Consider the following 13,000-nt stretch of genomic DNA (forward strand, 5'->3'; position numbering starts at 1 on the left):
GTCCCTGCTACAGGCGACCCAGCAGCAGGCGGATTGTTCAGCTTTTGCATAGCAAAAGCGGGCGGCATTATAGCCTCGTTTGCCGCTGTGGGCAACGTAATAAACTCAGCGCAGCTCATTAGCCCGGCGAAAACGTCCCTGGTAATCAAAGACTTTTTCCCGCACCTGCCAGAAATGGCGCTGTTTGCGGGCGACAACAAAATCGGGATGGCGCAGCAGCGGCTGGAGGCTGATGATATCGTCAGCCGTTTTCCAGTTCAGCGGCACGCCCGGTGCGCGCTGGTGCGGGCGTAAAAAAAGCTGCTCAAAGGCGGTGCGCTGCGCCGGGCTTTTCAACCGGAAACGCTCGCTCACCTCGCTGGCCTCTTCATCGAAGTAGCGCACCTTCAGCCATTCGCCGTGCTCGTCGCTTCCGGCCTCCAGCACCATGGCCGCACAGCGCAGTACCAGCGCATCCTTCAGCTTCAGCGCGGCTTTCAGCATATCGTCGGGATCGACCAGAATCGTGTCGCACTCGCGGCAGCGACGGGCGGCAATATCATTTTCGGCATTGCACTGCGGGCAGTTCTTGAAGCGAAAGCGATAGTCACACTGTTCGCGGTTGCCTTCATCATCCTCCAGCACGCCCTGGCAGCGGCGGCCAAAGTGCTCAATAATCGTGCCGTCGGCGGTGGTTTTCCCCCAGAAGGTGTTGGCGAAACCGCAGCCGGGGCAGAAAACCTGCACTGGCTTATTGTCACTTTTCCCTTTTGGCGTCCCCACTTCCGGCGTGAACAAATCGTGGGGATTACCGGCGTAGTCGAGGATCAGGCAGTCGCTTTTCCCCGGACTGAGGCGCAGTCCGCGGCCGACAATCTGCTGGTAAAGGCTGACCGATTCGGTGGGGCGCAGAATGGCAATCAGGTCGACGTGGGGCGCATCAAAGCCCGTGGTCAGTACCGCGACGTTGACCATATATAGCAGCTCACGCGCCTTGAAGGCGGTAATCAACGCGTCGCGTTCGGCGGCGGGCGTTCCGGCGCTGATTAAGGCTTTACTGTCCGGCAGCAGGCCGAGAATTTCTCTGGCATGCTCAACGGTAGCGGCAAAGATCATCACTCCCTGACGCTCTTGAGCAAATTCGACGATCTGCTGAATGATATGCGGCGTGATGCGCTGCTGCTGTTTCAGTTCACGGTTGAGATCGGCCTCGCTGAACAGGCCATTTTCCTGCGCCTGTAGACGGCTGAAATCATACTGCACCACCGGCATGTCCAGCCGCTCAGGCGGTACCAGAAAGCCGTTCTTAATCATATAGCGTAGCGGAAGCTCATAGATGCAGTCGCGAAACATCGCCTGCTCGCTGCCGCGCACCATGCCGTGATAGTGGAACTGATAGATCCAACCTTTCCCCAGCCGGTAAGGCGTGGCGGTAAGGCCAAGCAGGCGCAGTTGTGGATTGCGCTGACGCAGTTGGTTGATGATTTGCTGATACTGGCTGTCGTCGGCATCACTGATGCGATGGCACTCATCAACAATCAGCAGTGAAAAACGGTCGTCAAACTGCGCCAGGTTTCGTGCCACCGACTGCACGCTGCCGAACACCACTTTTGCCTGGCTCTCTTTACGCTGTAGTCCGGCGGCAAAGATGTCCGCCTCCAGATCATAAGCCTGATATTTCGCGTGATTCTGCGCCACCAGTTCTTTGACATGCGCCAGCACCAGTACCCGACCACGCGCCACGCGGGCCAGTTCGGCAATCACCAGGCTTTTGCCCGCGCCGGTCGGCAGCACGATGACCGCCGGCTCGGCGGAGCGGCGAAAGTAGCTGACGGTGGCATCCACCGCTTCCTGTTGATAGGGGCGTAGGGTAAAAGACATGAACACTCACTGCGGAAAAAATATTTGGCTATTATGCCACGAAAGGGCGTTATGAGGACTATTCCCTCTGTGATGCAGGGACTTCTGCGGCTATACTGTGCATTCCATTCTGGATGAGCGCTTCGCGCCACATCACAAGACGTTAATCGTCAGTTTTCATTCCAAAATACAGGCAGTGCAGAGTTAATGCGACTTGATAAGTTTTTATCCCAGCAGCTGGAAGTCAGCCGCGCCATCGCCGCACGTGAGCTGCGAGCAAAAAGAGTGACCGTTGACGGCGAAGTCGTGCGCGATGGCTCGTTTAAACTGACCCCTGAAAGTCTGGTGGAGTTTGACGGTAATCCGCTGCAGCAGCAGCTGGGGCCGCGCTATTTCATGCTGAATAAGCCGGTGGGTTATGTGTGTTCTACCGACGATCCCGATCATCCTACCGTGCTTTATTTCCTCGCCGAGCCGACCGCCTATAAGCTGCATGCCGCCGGACGGCTGGATATTGATACCACCGGTCTGGTGCTGATGACCGATGACGGTCAGTGGTCACACCGTATTACTTCTCCTCGCCACCACTGCGAGAAAACCTATCTGGTGACTCTTGAGCATCCGCTGGGCGACGACACGGCGCAGCAGTTTGCCGAAGGCGTGCAGTTGCACAATGAGAAGACGCTGACCAAACCGGCGGTGCTGGAAGCGCTCGACGAACATCACGTGCGCCTGACCATCAGTGAAGGTCGTTACCATCAGGTTAAACGGATGTTCGCCGCGGTGGGGAACCGCGTGGTGGAGCTGCATCGCGAACGTATTGGTGATATCAGTCTGGATGCCGATCTGGAGCCGGGAGAGTACCGCGCGCTGACTGAGGAAGAAGTCGCCAGCGTTGGGCTGGCGCGCTAGCGCACAATAATTTCAAAGGGGCAGTGAGTGTCAAAGGATAAGAATTCTTCCGCAGGATTGGTGGTGATCCTCGGTCTGTTGGCGATGCTGATGCCGCTTTCGATCGATATGTATCTGCCTGCGCTGCCGCAGATTGCTCGCGAGTTTGGCGTGTCGGCGGGCAGCGTGCAGATGACGCTCAACGCCTACATTCTTGGCTTTGCACTTGGTCAGCTTATCTATGGGCCGCTGGCGGACAGCTTTGGCCGCAAGCCGGTGATTGCGGTGGGCACGCTGATCTTTGCGGTGGCTGCCGCCGCCTGTGCGCTTTCGCAGAGTATTGAGCAGCTGATCAATATGCGTTTCCTGCACGGCCTGTCGGCGGCGGCGGGCAGCGTGGTGATCAGCGCCCTGATGCGCGACAGCTACTCGAAAGAGGAATTCTCGCGCATGATGTCGTTCGTGATGCTGGTGACCACCGTGGCACCGCTGCTGGCGCCGATCGTCGGTGGCTGGCTACTGCTGATCTGGAGCTGGCACGCTATTTTCTGGACGATTTCCGTGGCGGCGATTATTACCACGCTGCTGGTGGTAACCCAGATAAAGGAGACGTTGCCGAAGGAGAAGCGACAGCGGTTTAATTTGCGTACCACGCTGGGTAATTTCCTTTCGCTGTTTCGCCATAAGCGGGTGTTCAGCTATATGCTGGCCAGCGGCTGTTCGTTTGCCGGGCTGTTCTCCTTTCTCAACGCCGGGCCATTCGTTTACATCGAGCTGAACCATATTTCGCCGCAGCATTTTGGCTACTACTTTGCACTGAACGTGGTGTTCCTGTTCCTGATGACGCTGCTGAACAGCCGCTGTGTTCGGCGTTTTGGTCCGCTGGCGATGTTCCGCTTTGGTCTGCTGGTCCAGTTCACTATGGCGGTTTGGCTGCTGCTGGTTAGCGCGCTGGATCTCGGCTTCCTGCCGCTGGTGTTTGGCGTGGCGATGTTTATCGGCTGTGTAGCGATGGTGTCATCGAATGCGATGGCGGTGATCCTGGATGAATTCCCTCATATGGCGGGAACCGCTTCTTCCCTGGCGGGCACGCTGCGTTTTGGTGTGGGCGCGCTGGCCGGGGCGCTGTTGTCTACCATGACCTTTAACAGTGCGTGGCCGATGGTCACAGCGATCTTTATCTGCGCTACGCTATCGGTTGTTCTGTTCCTTTATGCGGCGCGCCCGCGTCACGCTCAGTCCGCCTGATTCTGCTGCCGGGCCGCTTTTGGCCCGGTAGTATACCGAATCCCCAATCCCCGGTGCTCAGGTACAGGGTCTTTGCTGCCATCCGTTAATCCGCTTCAGACATCAATCTTCGAATCGTTCATCCAGCCTGTTTGCGTGCTGTTTCTCTTCCGTACCCGGGCACGCCTGACTGTAGCCGGGCAGCGATGCATTTGATCAAGTACCGGACATTTTCACCGTTCTGTTGATTATTTGTGAAATGCTAACCCTGAAAAAGTAACAATATTGCTACGAAAACGGTTGTGATCCCGAGGGTAACGCGGTAAATATAGCGAATAAATGAGAGTTACCTCTCAAAAAAAGACTATAAAAAATGTGGATAAGTCAGGTAATTAAAACTGCCTGAGATAAATAATGCTGTTTATCAGCACGTTAAAGTTATTTCCACAATTGATGATTTACCTTGTAAAATAATTGTGAAAAAATTGTTTAAAGGTCACTCTGGGGGGGACTATGTTGAATACATTACAACATTCAGTGGTACATCGTTTGCCAGCCAGTTATCGACGCTGCGGTGGGCCTGTCGGCTTCACCGTAGAACCGCAAGCTGCCAATGTGTTAAACAGCGATGACGACTTGATCGGGCTGCGCCTGCTGAGCCACAACGGTGATTCTGCATGGGAAATTATGCAGAACATCAAACTGGCACTGGCTGATATGCAGCTGGAGTGTTCCGTGCTGGAGCTGGAAGGCGAGCCCTGCCTGTTTGTTCATCGGCAGGATGAATGCACCACCACCTGCCGCCTGAAGAATTTCGGCGTCGGTATAGCTGAAACCTTTGCCGGTGAGCGCCGCGATTAGGTCAGGCTGAGTCTCACCACATTTGAACAAGCTTGTCCCCACCGCCAGACGTTTTGATTAAGCCTGACCCGGCCGCAGAACGTCATAACTAAACCCGTAGCAGCACGTCGATCTCGCGATCAGGCCAGCATCAGCAGCTGGCGAGTGTATTCCTGCTGTGGCGTATTAAAAATCTTCTCACATTCTCCCTGTTCGACTACTTCTCCCTGCTGTAGCACCACGACCTGATGACAAAGCGAACGCACCACCTGCAAATCGTGGCTGATAAAGATGTAGGCCAGCCGGTGCTGTTGCTGAAGCTGTTTCAGCAGGGCGAGGATCTGTTTCTGCACCGAACGGTCCAGTGACGAGGTTGGTTCATCCAGAATGATCAGCTGCGGTTGCAGGATTAGCGCGCGGGCGATGGCGATACGCTGGCGCTGACCGCCGGAAAACTCTGCCGGATAGCGCTGGCGCGTTTCGGGGTCCAGGCCGACCTCTTCCATTGCGGTAATCACCTTTGCTTCCCGCTGCCCGGCATCCAGCTCGGGGTGGTGAACCTGTAGCCCTTCTGCAATGATTTGCAGCACGTTAAGCCGCGGATTCAGCGCCGAGTTAGGGTCCTGAAACACCACCTGGATCTGACGGCGCACCGGCAGCATCTGCTTGCGGTTCCACTGGTGCAGCGGCTGGTTGTTAAACCAGATATCGCCACCGGAAGCAATCAGCCGCAGCAGCGCCAGTCCGGTGGTGCTTTTACCGGAGCCGGATTCCCCAACCAGACCGAGCGTTTCACCCGGATGCAGGCTAAAACTCAGCGATTTTAATGCATGATGATAGCCCACCGTGCGGCGCATCAGCCCCTTTTTAATCGGGAACGCTACCTGTAAGTTATCCACTTTCAGCAACGGTGCCTGTTGAGTATCCGCGGGTTCCGGCCGGCCTTCTGGCTCAGCATCCAGCAGCTGGCGAGTATAAGGATGCTGCGGTGCGGCAAAGAGCTGCTGTGTGCTGTTATGTTCCACAGCCTGGCCGTTGCGCATCACGGTTACGCTATCCGCAAGCTGGCGCACAATATTCAGGTTATGGGTGATAAACAGCAGGCCCATATTCAGCTCCTGCTTCAGCTCCTTCAGCAGGGTGAGGATCTGCGCCTGTACCGTCACATCCAGTGCGGTCGTGGGTTCGTCGGCAATTAACAGTTCGGGCTGAGTCAGCAGCGCCATAGCAATCATTACGCGCTGGCGCTCGCCGCCGGAAAGCTGGTGGGGAAAATCATTTAATCGCCTGGTTGCATTGCGGATGCCCACACGTTCCAGGCAGCTGAGCATTTCGGCCCGTGCGGCTTCCCGGCGCATCCCGCGATGCAGTGACAGCACTTCATAAAGCTGCTTTTCTATGTTGTGCAGTGGGTTTAGCGAAACCATCGGTTCCTGAAAAATCATCGCTATACGGTTACCGCGCAGGCCGCGCAGCGTGCGTTCATCGGCATGCAGCACGCTCTGACCGGCAAACTGGATATCACCCTGCGGGTAAACCACCGGCGGTGAAGGCAGTAGCCGCATCACCGACAGCGCCGTCACGCTTTTACCTGAGCCTGACTCGCCGACCAGCGCCACGGTTTCACCGGCATCCACCGAAAGCGAAAGCCCGTCCACCACGCGCCGTTCAACGCCGCCCTGGCGAAAAGCAATGCTCAGATCCTGAATCGAAAGTAGCGCCATATCAGTGTACCTTGCTCGGGTCAAAGGCGTCGCGCACGGCTTCACCAATAAAAATTAACAGTGACAGCAGGATCGCGAGCGAGAAGAAGGCGGTCAGCCCCAGCCACGGAGCCTGTAGATTATTTTTACCCTGTAGCAGGAGCTCCCCCAGCGACGGCGAACCCATTGGCAGCCCGAAGCCAAGAAAATCCAGCGAGGTCAGCGTGGTGATCGATCCGCAAAGAATAAACGGCAGGAAGGTCAGCGTGGCGACCATCGCATTCGGCAACATATGCCGCGACATAATGCGCCAGTCGCTGACCCCCATCGCCTGTGCGGCGCGGATGTAGTCGAAGTTACGCGTGCGGAGAAATTCCGCGCGAACCACGCCGACCAGGCTCATCCAGCCGAAAATCACGGTAATCGCCAGCAGCCACCAGAAGCCGGGCTGCACCACGCTGGAGAGCAGGATAATCAGGAATAACGTCGGCATGCCCGACCAGACCTCAATAATACGCTGTCCCCACAGATCGACTTTACCGCCAAAATAGCCCTGGGTTGCGCCGACGATAATGCCAATCACGCTGGAAAACAGCGTCAGCATCAGGCCAAACATCAGGGAAATCCGCGTGCCGTAGAGAATGCGTGCCAGCACGTCTCCACCGTTAGCATCGGTGCCCAGCCAGTTTTCCAGCGAGGGCGGGGAAGGGAAGGGGCGGGTGCTGGCAAAGTTAATTGTATTATCGCCGAAGCGGATTGGAGCCCAGATAGCCCAACCCGCGCTGTCCAGCCGCTGCTTCAGCCATGGGTCCTGATAATCTGCCGGGGTGTCCAGCGGCCCGCCAAAATCACTTTCGGTATAGTTCACCACCAGCGGGAAATAGGTCCGATCTTGATAGTGCACCACCAGCGGCTTATCGTTCGCCAGCAGTTCGGAGCCGAGGCAAAGCACGAAAAACACCAGGAAGATCCACAGCGACCAGTATCCGCGGCGGTTATGCTTAAACCGCGCCCAGCGGGCCTGATTAATCGGATTTAAATGGCTCATCAGCGCCCCTCGAAATCAATACGCGGATCGACCAGCGTGTAGGTGATATCGCTGATAATGTTCAGCAGTAACCCGATCAGCGTGAAAATGTACAGCGTGCCAAACATCACCGGATAATCGCGTTGAATGGTCGCGTCGTAGCCCAGCAGACCCAGGCCGTTAAGCGAGAACATCACCTCAATCAGCAGCGAGCCGGTAAAGAACATGCTGATAAAGGTGGCGGGGAAACCGGCGATCACTAACAGCATGGCGTTTCGGAACACGTGGCGGTAAAGAATTTTCTCCTCATCCAGCCCTTTGGCCCGGGCGGTAACGACGTACTGTTTGCGGATTTCATCAAGAAACGAGTTTTTAGTCAGCATGGTCAGCGTCGCAAAGCCACCGATTACCGTCGCCAGCACCGGCAGGGTGATATGCCAGAGATAGTCGGTGATTTTGCCATACCACGGCAGGCTGTCGAACTGCGGTGAGACCAGTCCGCGCAGTGGGAACCAGTCGAGGTAGCTGCCTCCGGCAAACAGCACAATCAGCATGATACCGAACAGGAAAGAGGGAATGGCGTAGCCGATGATTATCGCCGTGCTGCTCCAGATATCAAACGCGCTGCCGTTGCGTACCGCCTTCTTGATGCCCAGCGGAATCGAAACCAGATAAATAATCAGCGTGCTCCATAGCCCCAGCGTTACCGACACCGGCAGGCTTTCTTTGATCAACTGGATAACAGAGCTGCTGCGGAACAGGCTGTCGCCGAAATCAAAGCGGATATAGTTCCACAGCATGGTGAAGTAACGCTCGTGCAGCGGTTTATCAAAGCCGTAGCGCTTGGTGATCTCGGCAATCACCTCAGGATCCAGACCGCGGGAACCGCGATACTGACCGTCAGCGGGGGAGGCATTCAGCGAACTTCGCGAGTGGGCCGCGTTTTCGCCGGCAGCACCCGGCAGGCCGGTGGTCTGTCCAAACTCAATATTGGCAATGGCCTGATCGACCGGGCCACCTGGTGCAATCTGCACGATAAAAAAGTTAATGGTGATAATCGCCCACAGGGTGGGAATAATCAGCAGTAAGCGACGAAGAATATACGCACCCACAGTCAGGCTCCTTAACGACGCTGCGCCGGCAGCTGTGCGGCTTTGTTGACATCGTACCACCAGCTGTCAAAGCCCAGCGAATAGGTTGGGCGAGTGGTCGGCATCGAGAATTTATTCCAGTAAGCATAACGATCGCTGGCGCTGTACCACATGGGGATCATGTAGTAGTTCCACAGCAGCACCCGGTCCAGCACTCGTCCCAGAGCGATCAGCGCCGGTTTATCGCCCTGATGCTGGTTAATCTGTTCAATCAGATTATCGACCAGCGGACTATTGACGCCCGGCCTGTTGTAGCTGGAATTGATATAGCTGCTGGCCCAGTAAAACTGCAGGCCGGTATCGGGGGTGGCAAAAGCGGCATAGGGCGAGGGCAGCATATCGAAATCACGGCTGCGCAGGCGGGAAAGATACTGCGAGCTGTCCACCTGGCGTACATCCATGGTAATACCGATACGCGACAGATTATGTTGGAACGGTAGCACCCACTGGTCGCTGCCGCCGCTACGCAGCAGCAGTTCGAAGCGCATTGCTTTGCCGGTTTTAACGTTGACCAGCTGTCTGTTCTTTAATTCCCAACCGGCCTGTTTTAACAGATCGAGCGCCTGCAGCAGTTTGCTCCGGTCGTATCCACTGCCGTCAGTTGTCGGCGGTTGATAAATTTTATCAATGACTTCAGGTGGATACTGCCCCTTTAGCGGGGCAAGTATTTCCAGTTCGCTGGCGTCAGGGTAGTTGCGTGCAGCGTACTCTGTATTCTGGAAATAGCTGTCGACTCGCTTATAGGCATTATAAAACAGCGCCTTGTTCATCCAGTCGAAATCAAACACCAGCGACAGCGCTTCACGCACTTTCGGATCGCTAAACTGCGGACGCTGAATATTAAAGGCCAGCCAGTTGGTGTCGGTAGCGACGGTATTCGGCACCGGATCTTTGATGATATAGCCGCGTTCAAAGTTATTGCCGTTGTACTGCGTGGCCCATTTTTTTGCCGAACCTTCCGCCCGGAAATCAAACGCGCCAGCCTTAAATGCCTCGAATGCCACGTTATCATCGAGATAATAGTCGTAGCGGATTTTGTCGAAGTTAAAACGACCCTTATTCACCGGCAGGTTTGCTGCCCAGTAATCTTTTACCCGCGAGTAGGTGATTGACTGGCCGACTTTATAGGCAGTAATGCGATAGGGTCCGCTCGATGGCGGTGGGTAGGGGAGTGGCTCACCCAGATTACGATTTTTCCAGAATTTCTCCGGGAATACCGGTGATGACAACAGCGACAGCATTTTGTCGCGGTCGGACTGAGGCAGTTCAAAGCGCACCGTCAGTCGGGAAATCGCTTTAGCCGTCACCCCTTTGTAGAACACCCGATACTGCGGCACGCCCTGAGTCATAAACATATTAAAGCTAAAGGCGACATCGGCGGCGGTAATGGCGGAGCCGTCCTGGAAGCGCGCCAGCGGGTTAATGTTCACTTCCACCCAGCGATAATTGTCGGGATAGCGTGCGTATTCGGCAATCAGCGGATAGAGACTGCCCACTTCATCATCGGAAGAGGTGAACAGGCTGTCATACAGTGCTTCTGTACGCGCGCCGGGACTGCCGCGCATGGCATAGCGGTTAAAGTTATCGTAGGTGCCAATTGCCGAGAGGGTAATACTGCCGCCTTTTGGCGCAGCGGGATTGGTGTAATCAAAATGCGTGAAGCCTGTGGCGTATTTTGCAGTACCAAGCTGGGCAAAACTGTAGCTCTCATTAATCTTTTCAGCCTGCGCGCAGGCTGCGGTCAGGCTGAATAAAGCAAGGGCAACAACGCGCACAATCATGGTTTAACAGGCTCCCGAAGGTTATTGAAAAAGACAGGCAAGTCAGACTGACAGTAAAGCTAACCGGGCGCAATGATAGTTAAGCCTTTTTACCCGTTTTGACAGTTGATGCTAACCAACCAGTACCGTGCGATCGTTTGACACGGACTGGTCGATAAAATAATCCACCAGCTGGGGTACTGTTCGCGGCCGACTGAATAAATAACCCTGCATATGGGTAATACCGCCATTGATCAGCCACAGCGCCTGCTCGGCGGTTTCCACGCCTTCGGCTACCGTATTCAGATTCAGTTTCTGCGCCAGATTCAGCACGGCGTCCAGTACCGGAGAGTTAACGGTTTCAGTGCCAATGCTGAGAACAAAACCCCGATCGATCTTCAGGTAATCAAATTTAAACTTTTCCAGATAGATTAACGCACTGTGGCCGGTGCCAAAATCATCAATCGCAATTTTAATATTTTGCTGGCGGATCCAATGGAAGATTTCATCCGCGCTGTTGTCATCCACCATAGCGCGTTCGGTAATTTCGAAAATATATTCGAAATGATTTTGCGGCATGGCTTCCAGCCAATCGAGCACGTCCTGACGAAAAGTCGGGTAACTTAAATGCAGTGGGGAAAGATTAATACCCAGACGCGTTCCGGCAGGGATAATCTGGCACAGCTGATGCGCATCGCGTGCCACAAGCTGGAATAAATGCCGGGTAAGCGGAACGATCAGATTTTGGCCTTCGGCATAGCTGATAAACGAGTCGGGCGGTATTCGGCCTTCGGTCGGATGTGTCCAGCGCAACAGGGCTTCAAGCCCGTAAGTTCGCCCGGTGCTGGCTTCTATTACCGGCTGGTACTCGACGTGAAATTCGCCACGCTTCATACCCAGCTGGATCTCCTTTCCCTGGCGCTGACGCAGCAAAAGCGCAAGGAAACAGGCAAAGGCGGCGATGATGCTGAGTAACAGTCCGGCGAGAAGGATGACATGAACATCGCGCGCAGGAAGCGTCTCCCCATAGAAATAGAGCGTCATGGGGTAACCGGGAATGGAAATCGTGCGCAGCGGATGCTGCGGCAAATCTGCAAGCTTAACCACTCCGTCATTCCAGGTGGTTAACGCGTTATCTTTTGTGGCTATCGCCATTCCGGCGATCTCCAGATGACGGGAGGTCAGCAGCAGGTAAGGGGTCAGGTTAACGTTCAAAGTGACAAACACGCCGTAGGACGGGTGATTGGCATCGGACAGCCAAATGGCGATTGCGGGTTTGCCCGGAACCATTGGCGTGTCGGGGATCAGGCGAACATCCAGTGGTTTAGCTATGTCGGTTAAGGGAGAAATGCTTTTTACCGCCAGTGACATCGGTCCGGTGGCAGACGAGCAAAAGGCAACGCCGTTTTTGACCAGCAAAATGGCACGAATATTGGGTGCGAATGCGGCGCGCTGGATCAGGTCATTACGGATCTGGTCGCAGCTGGCAATACTGGCGGCGGCCTGTAAAGGCTGAAGCGTTTGCTGAAGTTCACCGAACAGATTAATGACGTAGCTTTGCGTGTAGCCAGCCAGCCGGCTGTGACTTTCGGAATGGCGGTTCCAGGTGATACTCAGGGTAATAACAATAAACAACAGAAAAAAAATAAAACCAATGGCGGCACTCAGACAGACTATCTTGCGCTGCTGGGGAACCAGTCGCGTGACGTTTGTTGGCAGTGGCATGGGGTGATATCTCCCGTTATAGCCGGTTTTTTATTATTTATTAGTAACAAACAGCTTCTCTGGTGTAAGCAATGCAGGATATAACGGCGGCGGGTTTCTGTCTTCATATTCTTTTGATTATCAATAGTTTTTTTGCTGGAAAACAGGCGAAAAAAAACGCTGCCGGGGCAGCGTTTTTTCTCTCGTGTTTCGCAGACTTCAAACGATGAAATCAGCTTTGAGTTCGGCTCAGAACCCGTCGTGCATCGCGGTAGCGATTTTTCCAGTACGATTCGTTGAGATTAGAAATCATCACGCCGTTGCTGGTCGATGCATGTACGAAGTTGTCATTACCGATATAAATACCAACATGACGCCCCGTAGAGCCTGCGCGGAACAGAACTAAATCACCCGGGCGCAGTTTCGCGCGCTGGATACTCTTTCCGCTGTCTTCCTGTTCATAAGTGGAACGAGGAAGATCTAAACCAAACTGTTCACGAAACGTAGTCTGAACAAAGGCTGAGCAATCAATGCCACGTTTGCTGGTACCGCCTAAACGATAACGCACGCCTTTCCAGTCTGCGTATTGATCCATTAAACGGGATTTAATATCCACGTTCTGAACCATCTGTTCGAATTCATCCTGAGACGCTTGAAGTAAAAAACCATTCTGGTCTTTAACTGCATGAGTATCAGTTTGTACATTGTGCCCGCTGTTCGAACTACATGCTGACAAAAGTGCCGCAAATGCGACGGCGGGGATTGCCCGCAGGATATATCTCAGAATAGGTTGAGACTTGACCATTATGTTTGTAATCCCTTGAAGTCCTTAACGACAGAGTCGTTAGTTAAAATGCG

Annotated in this window: 10 protein-coding genes; 3 read left to right on the forward strand and 7 right to left on the reverse strand. The window is 54.5% G+C overall.

The window, feature by feature from the left end; translation table 11 throughout:
• Positions 1 to 105 precede the first annotated feature (105 nt).
• Positions 106 to 1,860 (reverse strand): DEAD/DEAH box helicase, encoded by a 1,755-nt coding sequence (locus OMR58_RS06315; RefSeq protein WP_264545479.1) that lies wholly within the window; start codon positions 1,858 to 1,860, stop codon positions 106 to 108.
• 186 nt (positions 1,861 to 2,046) lie between these two features.
• On the opposite strand from OMR58_RS06315, the gene rsuA reads away from it, so the two are divergent.
• From rsuA to OMR58_RS06330, 3 genes are all read left to right on the forward strand, one after another.
• On the forward strand, positions 2,047 to 2,751 hold the full coding sequence (rsuA, locus tag OMR58_RS06320) for a 16S rRNA pseudouridine(516) synthase RsuA (RefSeq protein ID WP_200561277.1): 705 nt from the start codon (positions 2,047 to 2,049) through the stop codon (positions 2,749 to 2,751).
• A gap of 27 nt (positions 2,752 to 2,778) precedes the next feature.
• A complete protein-coding gene (locus tag OMR58_RS06325; RefSeq protein WP_105591323.1) occupies positions 2,779 to 3,978 on the forward strand; it encodes a Bcr/CflA family multidrug efflux MFS transporter in 1,200 nt (399 codons plus the stop codon).
• Positions 3,979 to 4,470: 492 nt separating this feature from the next.
• A complete protein-coding gene (locus tag OMR58_RS06330; RefSeq protein WP_105591324.1) occupies positions 4,471 to 4,818 on the forward strand; it encodes a YejG family protein in 348 nt (115 codons plus the stop codon).
• 119 nt (positions 4,819 to 4,937) lie between these two features.
• Here the strand turns inward: OMR58_RS06330 and yejF are convergent, their stop codons facing one another.
• From yejF to mepS, 6 genes are all read right to left on the reverse strand, one after another.
• Entirely contained in the window at positions 4,938 to 6,521 is a 1,584-nt protein-coding gene (gene yejF, locus OMR58_RS06335) for a microcin C ABC transporter ATP-binding protein YejF (RefSeq protein ID WP_200561281.1), read from the reverse strand.
• 1 nt (position 6,522) lies between these two features.
• A complete protein-coding gene (locus tag OMR58_RS06340) occupies positions 6,523 to 7,548 on the reverse strand; it encodes a microcin C ABC transporter permease (RefSeq protein WP_200561283.1) in 1,026 nt (341 codons plus the stop codon).
• Complete coding sequence (locus OMR58_RS06345) at positions 7,548 to 8,639, reverse strand: microcin C ABC transporter permease YejB (protein WP_105591327.1); 1,092 nt, start codon at positions 8,637 to 8,639, stop codon at positions 7,548 to 7,550. Before OMR58_RS06345 ends, OMR58_RS06340 begins: the two co-directional genes overlap by 1 nt.
• An 11-nt stretch (positions 8,640 to 8,650) precedes the next feature.
• Complete coding sequence (locus tag OMR58_RS06350; RefSeq protein WP_200561285.1) at positions 8,651 to 10,459, reverse strand: extracellular solute-binding protein; 1,809 nt, start codon at positions 10,457 to 10,459, stop codon at positions 8,651 to 8,653.
• Between the two features lie 111 nt (positions 10,460 to 10,570).
• Positions 10,571 to 12,163: a cyclic di-GMP phosphodiesterase gene (locus OMR58_RS06355; RefSeq protein ID WP_200561287.1), complete on the reverse strand. Its 1,593-nt coding sequence runs from the start codon at positions 12,161 to 12,163 to the stop codon at positions 10,571 to 10,573.
• A 211-nt stretch (positions 12,164 to 12,374) separates the two neighbouring features.
• Entirely contained in the window at positions 12,375 to 12,947 is a 573-nt protein-coding gene (mepS, locus tag OMR58_RS06360) for a bifunctional murein DD-endopeptidase/murein LD-carboxypeptidase (protein WP_105591330.1), read from the reverse strand.
• Positions 12,948 to 13,000 lie beyond the last annotated feature (53 nt).

Origin of the sequence: Erwinia sp. INIA01, assembly GCF_025947915.1 — a bacterium.
Classification (GTDB): domain Bacteria; phylum Pseudomonadota; class Gammaproteobacteria; order Enterobacterales; family Enterobacteriaceae; genus Erwinia; species Erwinia coffeiphila.